This is a genomic window from Amycolatopsis sp. cmx-11-12, from assembly GCF_046269425.1.
Lineage (GTDB): Bacteria > Actinomycetota > Actinomycetes > Mycobacteriales > Pseudonocardiaceae > Amycolatopsis.
In genome coordinates, this window is the sequence record NZ_JADNQM010000002.1 from 204,960 (window position 1) to 224,511 (window position 19,552).

Sequence of the window (19,552 nt, forward strand, 5' to 3'; positions counted from 1 at the left end):
GACCCCTTAGCCCGCTAAACGCAACACGCCCCCGGAGCGCGATTAGGGGGCTAAACGCGCTCCGGGGAGTGGGGTCAGGGGTGGCCGCAGAGGGCTTCGTGCTTGAGGGTCGCCAGTGCGTCATCGATGGGGTGGGGAACGGCGCCGGGCTTGCTCCACCGCACGAGGTTCATCGCGGCGGAGAACTGCCGGCCGCCGTCGGCGCGGGTCCAGGACATCGTCAACGCTCCCCAGACCGTGCCGTCGTGACCCCAGAAAACGCCCTCGGGAGTCTCGGTCTTGTACAGGCCGAGGCCGTAGTCGAGCGTCCGCCCGTCCTGGGCGATCACCGGGACAGTGCGCTGCATCTGCTCCAGCGAGGACGGCGTGACGATCTCGCCGGCGAGCAGCTTGCCGTAGAAGCGGTTGAGATCCTCGACGGTCGAGATCAGCCCGGCACCGGGCATCACCCAGGACATGTTGTAGACGCTGTAGTCGCGCGGCGGGTCGATCCGGCCGAACAGCGCCTCGTACATCCGCGAGTGCGGCTCCTCGATCTGCGGCCCGTCGGGGAATCCAGTCCCGGTGAGACCAGCGGGCCCGATGACATCGTCGGCGATGTGCTTCTCGGCCGTGGTGCCGGTCAGGTGTTCCAGGAGTTCGCCCAGGAGCAGGTAGTTCGTGTTCGAGTACACGCCAGGGGTGCTTCCCGGCTCGCTGGTGGCGGGTGCGCCGACCCCCAACGCGATCAGCTCGACGGAACGGAACTCCCGAAGCCGGTTGTCATCGAGACTTTCGGGGGCGAGTTCCTTGAGCGACGGGAAGGCGTACGGGAGGTACTCGGCGAGGCCGCTGGTGTGGTTGAGCAGCATCCGGACCGTGATCTTCCGGCCACGTTCCCCGGGGACCAGCTGCGGAAGGTGGTCACCGATCGGTGCGTCGAGCCGGATCCGTCCTTTCTCGACCTGCCGCAGCACCGCGGCGGAGACGAAGGTCTTGGTGATGCTGCCGACGCGCTGCCGCATGCCGGGATGGACGGGGCTACCGGTTTCGAGGTCGGCGACTCCGGAAGCGCCACGCCAGACCTGCTCGCCCTGACGCACCTCGGCGAACACCCCCGGTACTCCCGCGCGGCAGACACCGTCCAATGCGGAATCGAGCTGAGTTTCCACGTCTTTCGCAAGTGGCTTCATGCACCCAATCTTGTCGACGGACGCGCCGGAGATCGGCCGCCATCCGTCGCGCATACCGCCCGATATCGCACCGGTCGTCGCCCCTGGACCCGATCGCGTTTAGCCCGCTAAACGCGATCCGGGCTGGCGCGAGCGTGCCCAGGTGTGGGGGCTGTGGAAACGGGAAGGGCCCCCGCCGGATCGGCGGGGGCCCTTCTCGTGGATTTCGCTTCGATCAGCGGAAGTCGCGGCCGAAGTCGTAGTCGTCCAGCGGCACCGCGGCGCCCGGCGTGGAGCCGAACACATCCGGGGTGTAGTAGCCGTCGTCGTAGGACGGGATCGCGTAAGCGGCGACCCGCGCCTCCTCGGTCGGCTGCACCTGGATGTTGCGGTACTTGTTGATCCCGGTACCGGCCGGGATCAGCTTACCGATGATCACGTTCTCCTTGAGGCCCACGAGCTTGTCCGAACGGCCGTTGATGGCCGCGTCGGTCAGGACACGCGTGGTCTCCTGGAACGAGGCCGCCGACAGCCACGAGTCCGTGGTCAGCGAGGCCTTCGTGATCCCCATCAGCACCGGACGACCCGAAGCGGGCTCGCCACCTTCGGCGACCGACGCCCGGTTCTTCGCCTCGAACTTGGTCCGCTCGGGCAGCTCGCCCGGGAGGAAGTCCGTGGCACCGGAGTCGATGATCGTCACGCGGCGCAGCATCTGCCGCACGATGACCTCGATGTGCTTGTCGTGGATCGACACACCCTGCGCCCGGTACACCTTCTGGACCTCGTCCACCAGGTGCATCTGCGCCTCGCGCGGCCCCATGACCCGCAGGACCTCGTGCGGGTCCGGCGTGCCTTCGAGCAGCTGCTGACCGACGTTGACGCGGTCACCGTCGCCCAGCGGGCCGTTCGGGGTGTTCGCGAGCCGCTGACGCTTGGACAGCTTGTCGAAGACGATCTCTTCGCTGCCGTCGTCCGGGATCAGCGTGATCTTCCAGAACCGCTCGCTCTCCTCGATGCGCACACGGCCATCGACGTCGGCGATCGGCGCCTTGCCCTTCGGGACCCGGGCCTCGAACAGCTCCTGGACACGGGGCAGACCGGTCGTGATGTCGTCACCGGCGACACCACCCTGGTGGAACGTACGCATCGTCAGCTGCGTACCCGGCTCACCGATCGACTGGGCCGCGACGATACCCACGGCCTCGCCGACGTCGACGAGCTGACCGGTCGCCATGGACCGGCCGTAGCAGGTGGCGCAGATACCGACGGCCGACTCGCAGGTCAGCACCGAACGCACCTTGACCTTGGCGATCCCGCTCGAGATGAGCTTGTCCAGTGCCGGGTCGCCGATGTCGTCACCGGCGTTGAGCACGACGTTGCCCTTGGCGTCGACCGCGTCGGTCGCCAGGTTCCGCGCGTACACGCTGGTCTCGACGTGCTGGTCACGCAGGACCTTGCCGTCGCCGATGTCCTCACCGATCGGCATGTTGATGCCGCGGGTGGTGCCACAGTCGACCTCGCGGACGATGACGTCCTGCGACACGTCCACCAGACGACGGGTCAGGTAACCCGAGTCGGCGGTACGGAGCGCCGTGTCCGCCAGACCCTTACGGGCACCGTGCGTCGCGATGAAGTACTCCGCCACCGACAGGCCTTCACGGAAGTTGGCCTTGATCGGACGCGGGATGTACTCACCCTTCGGGTTCGACACCAGACCACGCATACCGGCCAGCGACCGGACCTGCGTCATGTTGCCCGCCGCACCCGACTTCACGATCATCGCGATCGGGTTGTCGTCCGGCAGCGCCGTCTCCATGATCTTGTGGACCTCTTCGGTGGCCTGCGTCCACACCTTGACGAGCTCGTTGTTGCGCTCGGTGTGCGACAGCTGACCACGCTGGTACCGCTTCTCGACCTGGTCGGCCTTGCCTTCGTACTCGTCCAGAATGGCTTTCTTGCCCGTCGGGACCAGCACGTCGGAGATCGCGACCGTGACACCCGAACGGGTCGCCCAGTAGAAACCGGCGTCCTTCAGGCGGTCCAGGGTCTGCGCGACCTGCGTCATCGAGTAGCGCTCGGCGAGGTCGTTCACGATCAGGGCCTGACGCTTCTTCGGCATCGGCTCGTTGATGAACGGGTAGTCCGCCGGCAGCAGCTCGTTGAACAGCACGCGGCCAAGGGTGGTCTCGGCCAGCCAAGCCTTGCCCGGCTCCCAGCCCTTCTCCGCGAGCGCCGCTTCGTCGGCCTTGGCGGGCTGACGATCGACGATGCGGATCTTGACCGGGGCGTGCAGGCTCAGCGCCTTGAGGTCGTACGCCATGATCGCTTCGGCGGGCGAGGAGTACGCGTTGCCGGCACCCTCGGCCTTCTCGGTGAGACGGGTCAGGTGGAACAGACCGGTCACCATGTCCAGACGCGGCATGGCGAGCGGGCGGCCCGACGCCGGCGAAAGGATGTTGTTCGCCGACAGCATCAGGATGCGGGCCTCGGCCTGCGCCTCCGCGGAAAGCGGGAGGTGCACGGCCATCTGGTCACCGTCGAAGTCCGCGTTGAACGCTTCACAGACCAGCGGGTGCAGCTGGATGGCCTTGCCTTCGACCAGCTGCGGCTCGAAGGCCTGGATACCGAGGCGGTGCAGGGTCGGCGCACGGTTCAGCATCACCGGGTGGCCGGTGATGACCTCTTCGAGCACGTCCCACACCTGCGGGCGCGAGCGCTCCACCATCCGCTTGGCGGACTTGATGTTCTGCGCGTGGTTCAGGTCGACCAGCCGCTTCATGACGAACGGCTTGAACAGCTCGAGCGCCATGTCCTTCGGCAGACCGCACTGGTGGAGCTTCAGCTGCGGGCCGACGATGATGACGGAACGGCCGGAGTAGTCGACACGCTTGCCGAGCAGGTTCTGACGGAACCGGCCCTGCTTGCCCTTGAGCAGGTCGGACAGCGACTTCAGCGGGCGGTTACCGGGACCGGTGACCGGGCGGCCGCGGCGGCCGTTGTCGAACAGCGCGTCGACGGCCTCCTGCAGCATCCGCTTTTCGTTGTTGACGATGATCTCGGGCGCGCCGAGGTCGATCAGCCGCTTCAACCGGTTGTTCCGGTTGATGACCCGGCGGTAGAGGTCGTTCAGGTCGGAGGTGGCGAACCGGCCACCGTCGAGCTGGACCATCGGGCGCAGGTCCGGCGGGATCACCGGGACGGCGTCGAGCACCATGCCACGCGGGTCGTTTCCGGTCATCTGGAAGGCCGCGACGACCTTGAGCCGCTTCAGCGCGCGGAGCTTCTTCTGCCCCTTGCCGTTGCGGATGGTGTCGCGCAGGTTGTCGGCCTCGGCCGAGACGTCGAACTCCGCGGCCAGCTTCTGGATGGCCTCCGCGCCCATGCCGCCGGTGAAGTACTCGCCGTAGCGGTCGATGAGCTCGCGGTAGAGCAGCTCGTCGGCGATCAGCTGACGGACGTCGAGCTTGGTGAAGGTCGTCCAGACCTCCTCGAGACGGTCCAGCTCGCGACCGGCGCGGTCACGCAGCTGACGCATCTCGCGCTCGCCGCCTTCCTTGACCTTGCGGCGGACGTCGGACTTGGCGCCCTCCGCCTCCAGCTCGGCCAGATCGGCTTCCAGCTTCTGCGCCCGTGCCTCGATGTCCGCGTCACGCTTGGTCTCGAGGTTCTTGCGCTCGACGCCGATCTCGTTCTCGAGGGTCGGCAGGTCGTTGTGCCGCAGCTCGGTGTTCACACCGGTGATCACGTAGGCCGCGAAGTAGATGATCTTCTCGAGGTCCTTCGGCGCCAGGTCGAGCAGGTAGCCGAGGCGGGAAGGAACACCCTTGAAGTACCAGATGTGGGTGACGGGAGCGGCCAGCTCGATGTGGCCCATCCGCTCACGGCGCACCTTGGCGCGGGTGACCTCGACGCCACAGCGCTCGCAGATGATGCCCTTGAAGCGGACCCGCTTGTACTTACCGCAGTAGCACTCCCAGTCCCGGGTCGGGCCGAAGATCTTCTCGCAGAAGAGGCCGTCCTTCTCGGGCTTGAGCGTCCGGTAGTTGATGGTCTCCGGCTTCTTGACCTCACCGAAGGACCACTGACGAATGTCGTCGGCGGTGGCGAGACCGATGCGGAGCTCATCGAAGAAGTTGACGTCCAGCACGTCTTTGCATCCCCTTGGGGTTGAGTCGACTAGAGGGGTTGGCGGTCGAGGCGGGGCCCACGGGAGGCAGGCCCCGCCTCGGACAGCCGTCAGTGCACGACGTCGTCCACCGAGGGCGACTCGTTGCGGGACAGGTTGATGCCGAGGTTGGCGGCGGCGCGCTCGAGGTCCTCGTCGTCGGAGTCGCGCATCTCGATCGCGGCGCCGTCACTGGACAGCACCTCGACGTTGAGGCAGAGCGACTGGAGCTCCTTCAGGAGCACCTTGAACGACTCGGGGATACCCGGCTCGGGGATGTTCTCGCCCTTGACGATCGCCTCGTACACCTTCACGCGGCCGACCACGTCGTCCGACTTGATGGTCAGGAGCTCCTGCAGGGTGTATGCGGCGCCGTACGCCTGCATCGCCCAGCACTCCATCTCACCGAAGCGCTGGCCACCGAACTGCGCCTTACCACCCAGCGGCTGCTGCGTGATCATCGAGTACGGACCGGTGGACCGGGCGTGGATCTTGTCGTCGACAAGGTGGTGCAGCTTCAGGATGTACATGTAGCCGACCGCGACCGGGTACGGGTACGGCTCGCCGGAGCGGCCGTCCAGCAGCGTGGCCTTGCCGTTCTGCTTCACCATGCGCTCACCGTCGCGGTTCGGCTTGGTGGCACCGAGCAGGCCGGTCAGCTCGTCTTCCTTGGCACCGTCGAACACCGGGGTGGCGGTGTTCGTGCCGGGGTCGACGTCGTACAGCTCCTCGTTGAGGTTCTTCGCCCAGTCGGGGTTGCCCTCGATCTTCCAGCCCTGCGACGCCAGCCAGCCGAGGTGGAGTTCCAGGACCTGACCGATGTTCATACGACGCGGGACACCGTGGGTGTTCAGGATGATGTCGACGGGCGTGCCGTCCTCCATGAACGGCATGTCCTCGGCGGGGAGGATCTTGCCGATGACACCCTTGTTCCCGTGGCGGCCGGCGAGCTTGTCGCCCGGCTGGATCTTCCGCTTCTGGGCCACGTAGACGCGGACCAGTTCGTTGACGCCCGGGGGCAGCTCGTCGTCGTCCTCACGCGAGAACACGCGGATGCCGATGACCTTGCCGGTCTCGCCGTGCGGCACCTTCAGCGAGGTGTCGCGGACCTCACGGGCCTTCTCACCGAAGATCGCGCGGAGCAGGCGCTCTTCCGGGGTCAGCTCGGTCTCACCCTTGGGCGTGACCTTGCCGACCAGGATGTCGCCATCGCGGACCTCGGCACCGATGCGGATGATGCCGCGCTCGTCGAGGTCGGCGAGGACCTCCTCGGAGACGTTCGGGATGTCCCGGGTGATCTCCTCGGCGCCCAGCTTGGTGTCGCGGGCGTCGATCTCGTGCTCCTCGATGTGGATCGACGTGAGCACGTCGTCCTGCACCAGGCGCTCGGAGAGGATGATCGCGTCCTCGTAGTTGTGGCCCTCCCACGGCATGACCGCGACGAGCAGGTTCTTGCCGAGCGCCATCTCACCGTTCTCGGTGGACGGGCCGTCGGCGATGACCTGACCCTGCTCGACCCGGTCACCCTCGTTGACGATCGGGCGGTGGTTGAAGCAGGTGCCGTGGTTAGAGCGACGGAACTTGTACAGTCCGTAGCTCTTCCGCGTGCCGTCGTCGTGCATGATCGTGATCAGGTCGGCCGAGAGCTCCTCGACGACACCGGACTGCTCGGCGACGAGCACGTCACCGGCGTCCACCGCGGCACGCAGCTCCACACCGGTGCCGACGTACGGCGCCTGGTTGCGGAGCAGCGGCACGGCCTGACGCTGCATGTTCGCGCCCATCAGCGCGCGGTTCGCGTCGTCGTGCTCGAGGAACGGGATCATCGCCGTCGCGACCGAGACCATCTGTCGCGGCGAGACGTCCATGTAGTCCACGTCCAGCGGGTCGATCAGCTCGACCTCGCCGCCCTTCTTACGGACCAGGACGCGGTCTTCGACGAAGGTGCCGTCGTCCGAGATCGGCGCGTTGGCCTGCGCCTTCACGAACCGGTCTTCCTCGTCCGCGGTCAGGTAGTCGACCTGGTCGGTGACGCGACCCTCGACGACCTTGCGGTACGGGGTCTCGATGAAACCGAACGGGTTGACCCGCGCGTACGAACAGAGCGAACCGATCAGGCCGATGTTCGGGCCTTCCGGCGTCTCGATCGGGCACATGCGGCCGTAGTGCGACGGGTGGACGTCACGGACCTCCATACCGGCGCGCTCACGCGACAGACCACCCGGGCCGAGGGCGGACAGACGACGCTTGTGCGTCAGCCCCGACAGCGGGTTGTTCTGGTCCATGAACTGCGACAGCTGCGAAGTACCGAAGAACTCCTTGATCGCCGCCACGACGGGACGGATGTTGATCAGGGTCTGCGGCGTGATCGCCTCGACGTCCTGGGTGGTCATCCGCTCACGGACGACGCGCTCCATCCGGGACAGACCCACGCGGATCTGGTTCTGGATGAGCTCGCCGACGGTGCGGAGACGACGGTTGCCGAAGTGGTCGATGTCGTCGGTCTCGACCGGGATGGTCTGGTCGCCGACGGTCACCTTGTCCTCGCCGGCGTGCAGCCGGACCAGGTACTCGATGGTCGAGACGATGTCCTCTTCGGTCAGCGTCCCGGTGTCGTACGGCGTGGTGAGGGCGAGCTTCTTGTTGACCTTGTACCGGCCGACCTTGGCCAGGTCGTAGCGCTTCGGCTTGAAGAACAGGTTCTCCAGCAGCGTCTGCGCGCTCTCCTTGGTGGGGGGTTCGCCCGGGCGCAGCTTGCGGTAGATGTCGAGGAGGGCCTCGTCGGTGCCGGCGGTGTGGTCCTTCTCGAGGGTGGCGAGCAGCGTCTCCGAGAAGGAGAAGCGCTCGCGGATCGCCTCGGTGGTCCAGCCCAGCGCCTTCAGCAACACGGTCACCGGCTGGCGGCGCTTGCGGTCGATGCGGACGCCGACGGTGTCGCGCTTGTCGACGTCGAACTCGAGCCAGGCACCCCGGCTCGGGATCACGCGGACGTTGAAGACGTCCTTGTCGGTGGTCTTGTCGACACTGCTGTCGAAGTACACACCCGGCGAACGGACCAGCTGGGACACGACGACACGCTCGGTGCCGTTGATGACGAAGGTGCCCTTGTCGGTCATCACCGGGAAGTCGCCCATGAAGACCGTCTGGCTCTTGATCTCGCCAGTGTTGTTGTTCACGAACTCGGCGGTCACGAACAGCGGGGCCGCGTACGTCATGTCCTTGTCCTTGCACTCCTCGACGGAGGCCTTGACCTCGTCGAAGCGCGGGTCGGAGAAGGACAGCGACATGGATCCGGAGAAGTCTTCGATCGGCGAGATCTCGTTGAGGACCTCTTCCAGGCCGCCGACCGGGTTTTCTTCACCTTCTTCGACGCGGCGTTCGAACCACGCCTCGTCGCCGGTGAACCATTCGAAAGACCTGATCTGCACGTCGAGCAGGTTCGGGGTGTTGAGCGGCTCGCGAATCTTTGCGAAGGAGACCCGCTTGGGGGCTCCCGGGATTCCCGTGGACTCCGAGCGAGATACAGCCGAGGTGGTCGCAGCAGTGGCCTGGTTCGCGGGAGAGACTGCCAAGATGCGTCCTTCCGGGGACAATGAGCGGTGAGCAGCCGCGTCAGCAACAGCTGATGCGGACTGTCAAGGGTGCCGTGTGCCCACTATCCTAACTACCGGCTCCGGGCAGCCTGAAAGAGGGCAGCGCAAAGAAGCAGTCTAGCCCGAACGTCACGGTATGTCCAGGGGGCGCTCCTGATGGGGCCCAGCCTGCGTCGCAACGTCTTCAGGTATGCCTCTCCTCGGCTTCCCCGGACCGTCCCTCCCGCAAGGGCACCGCCGGTTCTCACCGTTGGCAGTAAGCGTGACCCCACGCGGGCTCTGAGTCAAGATGCCGCGCGGCGGACCCGCCGGTTGGCGCAGCGTCGAAGTAGCGCCGCGATGGGGGCTTCACAGGACGGTCGTCCTGGTTACCGCCCGGTACCCGCAGGTGACGGCCTTGGGGCGCCGACCTGCGTTTAGCGGGCTAAACGCGCTCCCGCCGGAGGCCGTTCCGGAGAGTCACCGGGCCGGGGCGGGGCGCTCCTGGAGTGGGCTGGGCCCTGTGGCGGTTGTGGTCGGTGAGTCTTCTGGTGCGGCGCACAGGGGGGCGCGGGGATCGCGTTTAGCGGGCTAAACGCGACGCGCCTGGGCGGCATCGCGATCAGCCCGCTGAACGTACTCCGCCGGGCGCTGCCAGACTGGGCCGCGTGTGCGAAATGTGCGAGCAGGACGCCAGGACCGAGATGACGCAGGCAATGCCCCCGGTCTTCTTGCGGCCGGAGGCCGAGCTGCGGCTAGCCGCAGCTCGGAGTCTCCTCATCGACGATCTCCGCGGATACGTCGCCGGGTTGGACGAGAACAGCAAGCCGGGCGGCACGCTGATCCCTCGGTGGGCGGAGGCTTCCGGGCTGGTCCGGGTCTTCAAGGGCAAACATGTGCCCGTCAAGAAGAACGCGAAGCTCCTCGACGACCCTCTCCAGCTCTGGGAGCGGCTGTACTCGACGATCGGTGAAGCCGGGTCCGGCATCGCCTCCCAAAACGATGCCGTGCCGCTGGCCTTCGGGATGTTGTTTCCCCAACTGGTCGCATCGATCTCCCTCACGCTCTACCAGTCGGGTCCGGTCCCGGTGCCGGTCGAGCTTCTCTTCGGGGTCTTGGCTTCGGCACTCGATCTTGGCCAGGCACCCAGTGAGTCGACGCGGTACGCGACAGCCGTCACGCTGGATTTGCTGGGACGGCTCGGCGCGATCGAGCAGGAGACCGCGGACCCGGCCGGGCTCGCGAGGATCGCCGAGATCGTCGGCAAGCCCAATCCCTCCCCGGTCCTCGTCAGCCTCACCCCGATCGCCGTCTGGGCGATCAACAGGGAACTCCGCGAGGCCGGAGTGGACGCGCCGGTCATCGGTGACGCCGCGGAAGCGAGCCTCGATGAGCTGAGCCCACGCCTCGTCGACGCCGCGCCGGAGATCATCGACGCGGAGCTGAAGGCCTGGGTCCGGCACCGGTCACCCTCCGACGCGGCTGTGGAGGCGAGCGAGTTCCTCCGCGCGGCGCGGCTTCCCGAAGAACGACTGTTCGCCTTGATCGCGCTCGGGGAAACCGGCGAGATCGGCCTCGAGACCGCCGTGGGAGTCCAAGCCGAAGGCGGTCTGATCGGCGCGGTCGCCGCGATGTGGCTGTCCGAACGTGGAGCGGTCGGCCCGGAAACGGTCACCCGCGACGAGGTCGTCCTCGGGATGGCCGACCATTTCGCGGCGATGCACGCGCTCGGCGCGTTCGTTCATCAACTCGCCGACATGGACGACGGCTTCGACATCGTGGACCTGCTGACGTCCTCTGACCACCCGGACAGACTCGAACTCCTGAATGTCGTCGGCGTGGAACATCCGGACCAGAGGATGGCCAAGAAGGCGCGAAAGGCGAGCTTCAAGCTCCGCTCGAGCCGCGGCGTGTAACCCCTGGTCAGCGCGGCGACGCGTCACGTTTAGCCCCCTAAACGCGACGCGGGCAGGGCCTCAGGTCGTCCGGCGACCGGATCGCGTTTAGGGGGCTAAACGCGATCCGGTCCGGGGCGCGCTACTTGGAGGGGGCCGGGGAAGCGGGGGGTGCGGCGGGGGCCGGGTTGGGCGGAGCGGCGTAGGTGTTCATCGCCGTGATCTTCCACTTGTCGCCCTGCAGCTCCGCGTTCAAGTGCAGCTGCGCGCTCCCGGCGGTCGTCTTGTTCGTGTCGGCCCGCGTCGAGCTCTGGTCGACGAACACCATCACGTCGGCCCGGTCGCCTTCCAGCCGGATGACGGCGCTGCGGGTGACCTTGCAGGTCACGACCATCTTCTGCTGCGGGGCCAGTCGCTTGACCTCGCCCATCAGCAGGTTGTACTTCGCCCGCACCTCGTCGTTGACCAGCAGATCGCCCGCCGCGGTCTCGGTCTTCGCGATGTTGTTGTAGTCGTACGAGAACAGCGCCTCGGTCGCCTTCGCGACCTGGTCCTTGACCTGCGCGGTCTTCGCGACGTCCAGCAGCGCGGTGTTGTCCGTCGAGCTCGACACGTCGTCGGCCTGGATCTTGAACAGCACCGCGGTCGCGGCCAGCAGCAGCCCGACGACGACCAGCGCGCCCGCCAGGATCAGTTGCCTGGAGACCGGCTTCTTCGCCTTGACCGGCTTCTCGTCGGAGTCGGAGTCAGAGTCGGAATCGGCCTCGGAGGCGACCTCGGCTTCGGCCTCTTCGATGTCGTCCGGCTTCGCCTCGGCGATCGCCCGCGCCTTCGCGCGCGGGCTCGGCTTCGCGACAACCTCCTCTTCGGCAGCCTCAGTGCTCTCAGGAGCCTCGACAACGGCCACTTCAGGCTCAGGAGCCTCAGCGACCTCAGCAGGCTCCTCAACGGCCTCGACAGGCTCAGGCTCAGGCTCAGGCACCGGACGCGGAGCAGGCCGCGGCGAAGGACGCCGAACCGGCGCCGGCTTCGCCTCGGGCGTCTCCTTCACCGAATCCACCGACTCCACCGAAGGAGCCGTGTCGACCTCGGAAGCGGAAGAGGAACCGGGCCGTCGCAGACCGGCCACCCGGGGGCGGCGCACCGGCGGAGTGCTGCGAGGGGGCTGGCGGCGGGAGGAGGGCACTACGGACTCCGTTCTGGGTGACGCTCTTACTGGCCGGCCGCGACGAGGGGCACGTTGTCGATCCCGGACAGCTTCCACTCATCGCCGACCCGGGTCATCGAGACCTCCAGGCGCAACGCCTTCGAGCTCGCCTTGTCGCCCTGGGTGACCTGCGTGGTGATGGCGGCGAGGAAACTCGCCTTGCCCTCGTGATCGTCGAGTTCCTCGACGGCGATGTCCTGGATCGTGGTCGCGACCTTGGTCTTCGCGTCACCGAGTGCCTTGCGGTAGGTCGGCTCCAGCTGCTCCAGCTGCTTGACCATCTTCTCGTCCGAGACGGCCTTCTGCCGGTCGAAGAAGCCATTGAGGTTCTCGAAGTCGACCTCGGTGTACGCCTTGATCGCGGTGCCGCCCGCCTTGACGACGTCGTCACGCGAACGCGCGAGATCGGCGTTGTCGTCGGAGGCGGCCACGGCCCACATGACACCGAAGATCGCCGCGGCGACGAAGGCGGCCAGCGCGAACGCCGCCGCCCCCAGGACCAGGGTCCGCGATCGAGAAGAACTCATGACACTCCAGGGTAGGTATACGGTCTCGGGCTCAGCCGGGCAGGCCCAGCAGCGCGCCGAGGCTGGCCAGGCTGACCCCCGGGCTCTGCAGGACGCTCGGCATGCCCTGTGCCGCGCGCAGGCTGGCCAGCTCCTCGGCCGACCGGCCCGCGTTGGCGGCGACGTCGCCCTGCGACGGGATCTGCGGAACGCCGTTGTACGGCACGTTCTGCGAACCGCGCACGTTGATCGGGCTGCCCTTCGGCTCGGCGCAGTACGCGTCGTCCTTCGGCGGGCGCACCGTCGTGTCGGTGCCTTCGCGGTACTTGTCGAGGCCGATGTAGCCCTTGGTGCACGAAGGCGGGTTGAACAGGTTGAGCGCGAGACCCAGGTGCGCGGTGCCGTCGTTGGCGACGGTGTTGGCGCCCGCCGCGAGCATCGGATAGGTCACCAGGCCCTGCTCGAGTCCGTCGAGCCGGGTCACGAGCAGGTTCGACGTCGTGAGCAGGTTCGCGGTCAGCGCGCCCAGCCCCGGCCCCGATTCCGCGAGCACCTCGCTGATCTGGGTCGCCACCTGCGGGGTGATCCCGATCAGCTTCCGGATGTCGGCGTCGGAGTTCTTCAGCGTGCCGGAGAGTTTGTTCAGGTCCGCGCTGAACGACTTCATCGAGCTCGCCATGTCGTTCTGCGTGTCGAGGACCTGCCCGCCCTTTTCCAGCAGCTGGATGGTCTGCGGCAGGTACTCCTGCGCGGTCGTGGTGAAGCTGCGCGCGGTGTCGAGCAGCCGCTGCAGGTCCGGGCCGGTGCCGTTGAAGGCGTTGTACGACTCGTCGACGACCTTGCGCAGCGAGTCGGTCGGCACCGACGCCGCGAGGCTGTCGAGGTCGCCGATGAGCTGCTCGGTGGGCACCGGCGTCTTGACCTTGTCGGCCGGGATGACCGAACCCGGCTTCAGGAATGGGCCCTTCTCTCCCCTGGGCCGCAGGTCGACGAACTGCTCGCCGACCGCCGACCGGTTCGCGACCACGGCGTCCAGATCGGCGGGCACCTGCGGGGCGTCGGGCGCGATGTTGAGGTCGGCTTCCAGCCCGGCCTTGGTCAGGCGCAGCTCGCCGACACGGCCGATGTTGAAGCCGCGGTACGTGACTTCGGCGTTCTGGAAGATGCCGCCCGACTGCTTGAGTTCGAGCTTCACCGTGTAGCCCTCGTCGCCGAAGACCTGGCCGAGACCGGCGAACCGGATCAGCGCGTACACGATCGCGACGATGGAGATGATCGCGAACGCGACCAGCTGGAGCTTCGTCCTACGGAGCAGCATCAGCCCGCACCTCCCGAAAGCAGGCCGAAGATCCCGGCGGGTCCGGTCTGTTGCGGCTGCCCACCGCCCTGCGGCGCGCTCGCTTGGCTGCCCGCGACGCCACCGACGCTGTCGGGGATCGGCAGCGGCGGGTTCACGCCGGGTCCCTCGGTCCCGCCGGTCAGCCCCGGCACTCCGGCGACGTCCTTGAGCGGGTTCTCGCGGCTGCGGCCGAGGTTCTTGAGGATCTCGTTCAGGTTCAGGTCGACCTTCGCGAACAGGTTGAAGTAATCGCCCTTGACGCCGTCGTATGCGGCGTCGCTGAACGGGAAGGTCAGCAGGATCTCAAGCGCCTTGGGCAGATCCGAGCCCGCCTCGCCGAGCTTCTGCAGTGTCGGCTGCAAGGCCTTGAGGTCGGCGACGAGGTCTTCCTTGCTCTTGTTCACCGTGTCGACGGCGACGCCGGAGAGGTGGTTGAGCGCGTTGAGCATGGTGACCAGCTGACCGCGTTGCTGCTCCAGCACACCGAGACCGGGGCCGAGATTGTCGACCGCGCCGACCAGCTTGTCCTTCTGGCCGTTCAGGGTCAGCGAGAGCCGGTTGAGCCCGTCGAGCGCCCGCGTGATGTTCGCGGACTGCTTGTCCAGGTTCGTCACCAGCTGGTTGGTGTTGTTCAGCAGCGCCTTGAGTTCCGGCGAGCGGCCGCTGGTGGCGTTGTTGAGTTCCTTGGTGATGGTGTTGAGCTGTTCCACGCCACCGCCGTTGAGCAGCAGCGAAAGCGCGCCGAGCAGTTCTTCGACCTCGACGCTGCGGTTCGTGCGCGCCAGCGGGATCACCGCGTTGTCGGCGAGCTTGCCCTGACCGTCGGCGGGCGCGGTCAGCTCGACGTACTTCTCCCCGAGCAGACTCGACTGCCTGACGTTGGCCAGCGCGTTCGCCGGCAGTTTCACGTCGCCGTTGACCCGGACGGTGACCTCGGCGTTCCAGCCGTCCTGGGTCAGCCCGATCGCTTCGACGCGGCCGACGGAGACCTCGTTGACCTTCACCCCGGCTTGCGGGGTCAGGTCCAGCACGTCCCGGAACTGCACCTTGACGGTGTACGGGTGGTCGCCGAGTTCGGCGCCGCCGGGCAGCGGGATGTCGTAGATCCCGCTGAAGGCGCAACCGCTCAACGTCAGCGCCGCGACGGTTCCGGCGGCCGCGAGGGCAAGAGACCTCTTGATCATTTCGCCGCCGATCCGTAGAGCTGCCCCGCGATGGGGAGCGGAAGCGGCGGCAGCTGGCCCGCCTGCGAGGACTGGATCACCTGCGCGATCGACGGCAGCGGCACCAGCCCGTCGACCAGACCGGCGACCCCCTTGCACGCGTCGCCCAGCGCGTCGAGCGCGTCCGGGGTCTGCTTGAGCAGGTTGCACACCATCACCAGCGGGGGCTGGGTGAGCTCGTTGAGGTTGGCCCGCGCGTCGAGCGTGCCCGACGAGGCGTTGTAGGTGTTGACCAGGTTCCCGAGGCCGACCGGGGCGACGTCGAGGATCTCGGCGAGCGCGCCGCGCTGGTCGACGAGCACCTTGGTCACACTGGCCAGCTTGTCCACATTGGACTTGAGCCGGTCGCGGTTCTTCTCGATGAACGCCTGCACCGCGGTGAGCGTGTCGGACAGCTGTTTCACCGTGGCCGCGAGGTTTTCCCGCTCCCCCGCGAGGAATCCGCTGACGTCGGCGAGCTGCCGCTCGAAGTCGCGGACCTGCTTGTCGCTGTTCACCAGCGTCTGGGAGAAGGAGCCGAGGTTCTCGACGGTCTTGAACAGGTCGTCCTTGTTGCCGGACAACGTGCCCGCGGCCTGGCCGAGTTTCGTGATCGTGTCGTGCAGCGCCTGCCCGTTGCCGTCGAAGTTCTTCGCGGCGGTGTCGAGCAGGTTCGACAGCGAGCCGTTCTTGTTGGCACCGTTGGGGCCGAGCGACTTGCTCACCCGCGAAAGGCTGGCGGCGAGTTCGTCGACCTCCAGGGGGACCTCGGTGCGGTCGAGGCCGATGACGGCGCCGTCGTCGATCCGCGGGCCGCCCTTGTAGGCCGGGGCCAGCTGCACGTAGCGGTCACTGACCAGCGACGGCGAAACGATGATCGCCTTCGCGTCGGCGGGCACCGCCACCGAGCGGTCGTATTCGAGTTCGACGCGGACCTGGTTGCCCATCGGCTGGATCTTGGTGATCGTGCCCATGTCGACGCCGAGCATGCGGACGCTGTTGCCCTCGTAGAGGCCGACGGTACCGGCGAAGTAGGCGGTCAGGTGGTTGCGGCCGGCGTCCTTGAGCGTCCACCACAGCGCGCCGGCGACCACCAGCGCGAGCACGATCGCGATGGTGAAACCGCGGGCGAGGCCGGCTCCGAGACGGGTACTCATTTCTCGTAGCACCCCTTCTCGTTGATCGGCCCGAACGACGGCAGGACCAGTCCGCAGATGTAGTTGTCGAACCAGCGGCCGTTGCCGATCGTGTTCGTGAACACCCGGATGAACGGCGCGAACCGCGCGATGCCGTGGCCGAGGGCGTCCTGGTTGCGTTGCAGCATCGAGGTCAGCTGGTCGAGCTGGGTGAGTACCGGGTCGAGCTGCGCGTCGTTGTCGTCGACCAGGCCCTTGAGCTGGGTGGCGAGGTTGCGCGAGCCGTCCAGCAGCGCGGCGATCGCGTCCTTGCGCCGGGACACCTCCCTGAGCAGCTTGTTGCCGTCGGTGAGGAGTTTCTGGAACTCGGCGTCGCGGTCGACGAGCGTCTGCGAGACCTGCCGCGTGTTCGCGAGCAGGGTCGACAGCTGCGAGTCCCGCGAGGCGATCGTGTCCGAGAGGCGGGAAAGGCCGTTCAGGGCGCCCTTCACGTCGGCCGGGGTGTCGGCGAAGGTCTCCGTGATGACGTCGAAGCTCTTCGCCAGCTGCGCGGTGTCGATGTCGTCGACGGTCTGCGAAAGCCCGCGGAAGGCGTCGAGCACGTCGAACGGCGACATCGTCCGGTCACGCGGGATGGTCGCGCTCGGGTCGAGCGTGCGCTGCCCCTGCGGGTCGAGCGCCAGGTACTTCTGGCCGAGCACGGTCTTGATCTTGATCGCCGCACTGGTCTTGTCGCCGAGCCAGGCGTCCTTGACCTTGAAGGAGATCCGGACCTTGTCGCCGTCGAGTTTGATCTCGGAGATCTTGCCGACCTTCACCCCGGCGACCCGGACGTCGTTGTCCTCTTGCAGGCCCGAAGTCTCGCTGAAGTCCGCGCTGTAGGTCGTCCCGCCGCCGATCACCGGCAGGTCCTCGGAGTTGAGCGCGGCGAGGAAACCGAGCAGCAGCACCGAGATACCGACCAGCGCGATCGGGATCGGATTGCGTTTCTGGAACGACTTCATGCCGTGCACCTCGCCCGGTTCACCGGCAGCAGCGGCAGATTGATCGGCTCGTTGATCAGCGGAGGCAGGGCGACGGCTCCCGTCAGTTCACAGGCGAAGAAGTTGAACCAGGAGCCGTAGTCGGCGGTGCGGGTCAGCGCCGTCACCTTCTGCGGCAGGAACTGGATGAAGTGCTCGACGATCGGCTGGCTGTCGTTGAGGTTCTTCGTCAGCGTGCCGAGTGCGGCGATGTCCTGCTTGAGCGGCTCGCGAGCCTCGCCGAGCAGACCGGACGTCGTCTGCGCGAGGGTGCCGAGCGATTCGATGGCGTCACCGATCGGCTCGCGGTCCGCGGCCAGCCCGGAGACCAGCTGCTGCAACTTGACGATCAGGTCGTTCAGCTGCGGCGTATGCGCGTTGACCGTGTCGAGCACCGAGTTCAGGTTGTCGATGACCTCACCGATCACCTGGTCCTTGTCGGAGATCGTGGTCGCCAGCGACGCGGTGTGCCGCAGCAGGCTTTCGATCGTGCCGCCTTCACCCTGCAAGACCTGGATGACCTCGTAGGACAGTTTGTTGATGTCGTCCGGGTTGAGCGCGGTGAACAGCGGCTTGAACCCGTTGAACAGCTGCGTCAGGTCGAGCGCGGGCGTGGTCCGCTCCAGCGGGATGTTGCCGCCGGGCTCCAGCGTCTTACCGGAGGAGTCGGTGCCCTGCCCGAGCGAAAGGTAGCGCTGGCCGACCAGGTTCCGGAACTTGATCTGCGCGGTCACCCCGGCAGGCAGTTTGCGGCCGGCGTCCACTTCGAACTCGATCTCGGCCTGGCGGCGGTCGACGATGCGGACCTCCTTGACCTGCCCGACCCGGACGCCCGCGATGCGGACGTCGTCGTTGGGCAGCACCAGGGTCGCGTCGCTGAAGCGTGCCTTGTAGGCGTTGGTGCTGGTGGTGTTGATGTTGGCGATGCTGATCCCGAGGATCGTCGTGAACAGCACGGTGATCACGACGAAGGCGCAAAGCTTGATCAGCGGTGCGAGCAGTCCCCTCACTTGACGTGCACCTCCGCCCCTCGGTAGAGCGGCCCGACGAGCAGCGAACCCCAGCCGGGCACGTCCGAGGCGGCCATGCCGACCTGCGGGGCGACCAACTGCGCGAGGAAGTCCGATTCGGACGTGCTGTAGGACGGGCTACCGCCGGGCGCTCCCCCGCCGTTGTAACCACCGACGTTGGCGAAACCATTCGAGGGCGAGAGGCCGTCGTTGGCCGACCGGGACGGCGGTTTGACCGTGCTGCCGTCCTTGATCGGGCCATCCGGCGGGTACTGCGGGAACGGGTCCGGGAACTGCTTCAGGTCGTAACAGCGCGGACCGCGTTTGTCCTCGAACTTCGGCTCGTCCTTGCCCGGCAGATACGGACCGCGGTTGACGGTGACCTCGATGGTCGCGTGCAGACCGGGCCGGTTGGTGCCCTTGCCCAGCGCCTTGTCGATCTTCGGCAGGCTGGCGGCCATCTGCCCGATCACACACGGGTACGACGGCGCGTACTTCGCCAGCAGTTCCGCCGTCGGGCGGGCGCTGTCGGCGAGGCGGATCAGGTTGTCGGCGTTGTTCCGCAGGAAGGTCTGGAGATCGACCGAAGCCTGGGTGACGCTGCCGTAGAGGTTCTGCAGGTTCATCTTCTGGTCGGCCACGGTGCGCGTGGTCGTGCTCAGGTTGTCCAAGGTCTGCACCAGATCCGGGGCGACGGCGTTGAGGTTGTCCGAGAACTCCGCCAGCTCCTTGAGGTTCCGCTGGAGCTGGGGCTCGTGGGGGTTCAGGTCGCCGACATAGGTGCCGAGCTGCGCGAGCGTGTCGCCGAGCTGGTCGCCGCGGCCGTTGAGCGCGGTGGAGATCGCCGAGAGCGTGCTCGACAGCTTCTGCGGCTGAACCGCCTGAAGCACCGGCATCAGATGGGCGAAGGCCTGCTCGAGTTCGACGGCGCTGGACGTGCGGTCCTGGGTGATCACGTCGCCCTCGGCGATCGTCTTCGCCGAAGGGGCGTCCGGGATTTCGAGGGACACGAAGCGCTCACCGAACAACGTCTTCGGCAGGAATCGCGCGGAAACGTTCTGGGGGATCAGTTTCGCCGACTCCGGATTCAGCGCGAGCGTGAGTTCGGCGCCCTCCGTCGTCGCGGCGATGTCCTTCACCGAACCGACGATGAGCCCGCGGACCTTCACGTCCGACTGCTTCAGCAGCTGGTTCCCGATGCTGCCCGACTGGAGCTTCACGCTCACCACGGGCGTGAACGCCCTTTCGTACAGCGCGATGCTCAGCGCCACCCCGCCGATGAGCACGGCGACTAGCAGCAGACCCAGCAGCCTGCGCCGCAGTGTCTTCACCATCCCACCCGCCCCT

At 67.0% G+C, this 19,552-nt stretch carries 12 protein-coding genes; 1 reads left to right on the forward strand and 11 read right to left on the reverse strand.

From position 1 onward, the window contains the following. Positions 1-74 precede the first annotated feature (74 nt). The 3 genes from ACLARN_RS03410 to ACLARN_RS03420 all read right to left on the reverse strand — a co-directional run bounded on the left by ACLARN_RS03410 (position 75) and on the right by ACLARN_RS03420 (position 8,888). Positions 75-1,172, reverse strand: coding sequence for a serine hydrolase domain-containing protein (locus tag ACLARN_RS03410; protein ID WP_409489807.1), 1,098 nt, complete (start codon positions 1,170-1,172; stop codon positions 75-77). A gap of 214 nt (positions 1,173-1,386) precedes the next feature. Then, positions 1,387-5,298 (reverse strand): DNA-directed RNA polymerase subunit beta', encoded by a 3,912-nt coding sequence (locus ACLARN_RS03415; RefSeq protein WP_409489808.1) that lies wholly within the window; start codon positions 5,296-5,298, stop codon positions 1,387-1,389. Between the two features lie 89 nt (positions 5,299-5,387). Beyond that, positions 5,388-8,888 (reverse strand): DNA-directed RNA polymerase subunit beta, encoded by a 3,501-nt coding sequence (locus ACLARN_RS03420; protein WP_409489809.1) that lies wholly within the window; start codon positions 8,886-8,888, stop codon positions 5,388-5,390. A 677-nt stretch (positions 8,889-9,565) separates the two neighbouring features. Here ACLARN_RS03420 and ACLARN_RS03425 point away from each other — a divergent pair. Then, positions 9,566-10,804, forward strand: coding sequence for a hypothetical protein (locus tag ACLARN_RS03425; RefSeq protein WP_409490009.1), 1,239 nt, complete (start codon positions 9,566-9,568; stop codon positions 10,802-10,804). 121 nt (positions 10,805-10,925) lie between these two features. On the opposite strand, the gene ACLARN_RS03430 is transcribed toward ACLARN_RS03425, so the two are convergent. The 8 genes from ACLARN_RS03430 to ACLARN_RS03465 form a co-directional block, all read right to left on the reverse strand. Further along, entirely contained in the window at positions 10,926-11,912 is a 987-nt protein-coding gene (locus tag ACLARN_RS03430) for a hypothetical protein (RefSeq protein WP_409490010.1), read from the reverse strand. 83 nt (positions 11,913-11,995) lie between these two features. Then, on the reverse strand, positions 11,996-12,517 hold the full coding sequence (locus ACLARN_RS03435) for a hypothetical protein (RefSeq protein ID WP_409489810.1): 522 nt from the start codon (positions 12,515-12,517) through the stop codon (positions 11,996-11,998). 31 nt (positions 12,518-12,548) lie between these two features. Further along, positions 12,549-13,814, reverse strand: coding sequence for an MCE family protein (locus tag ACLARN_RS03440; protein WP_409489811.1), 1,266 nt, complete (start codon positions 13,812-13,814; stop codon positions 12,549-12,551). After that, positions 13,814-15,019, reverse strand: coding sequence for an MCE family protein (locus ACLARN_RS03445; protein WP_409489812.1), 1,206 nt, complete (start codon positions 15,017-15,019; stop codon positions 13,814-13,816). Before ACLARN_RS03445 ends, ACLARN_RS03440 begins: the two co-directional genes overlap by 1 nt. Beyond that, positions 15,016-16,194 (reverse strand): MCE family protein, encoded by a 1,179-nt coding sequence (locus ACLARN_RS03450; RefSeq protein WP_409489813.1) that lies wholly within the window; start codon positions 16,192-16,194, stop codon positions 15,016-15,018. The genes ACLARN_RS03445 and ACLARN_RS03450 overlap by 4 nt, the downstream gene beginning before the upstream one ends. Next, positions 16,191-17,177, reverse strand: coding sequence for an MCE family protein (locus ACLARN_RS03455; RefSeq protein ID WP_409489814.1), 987 nt, complete (start codon positions 17,175-17,177; stop codon positions 16,191-16,193). The genes ACLARN_RS03450 and ACLARN_RS03455 overlap by 4 nt, the downstream gene beginning before the upstream one ends. Then, positions 17,174-18,205 (reverse strand): MCE family protein, encoded by a 1,032-nt coding sequence (locus ACLARN_RS03460; RefSeq protein WP_409489815.1) that lies wholly within the window; start codon positions 18,203-18,205, stop codon positions 17,174-17,176. Before ACLARN_RS03460 ends, ACLARN_RS03455 begins: the two co-directional genes overlap by 4 nt. Next, on the reverse strand, positions 18,202-19,539 hold the full coding sequence (locus ACLARN_RS03465; RefSeq protein ID WP_409489816.1) for an MCE family protein: 1,338 nt from the start codon (positions 19,537-19,539) through the stop codon (positions 18,202-18,204). Before ACLARN_RS03465 ends, ACLARN_RS03460 begins: the two co-directional genes overlap by 4 nt. Positions 19,540-19,552 lie beyond the last annotated feature (13 nt).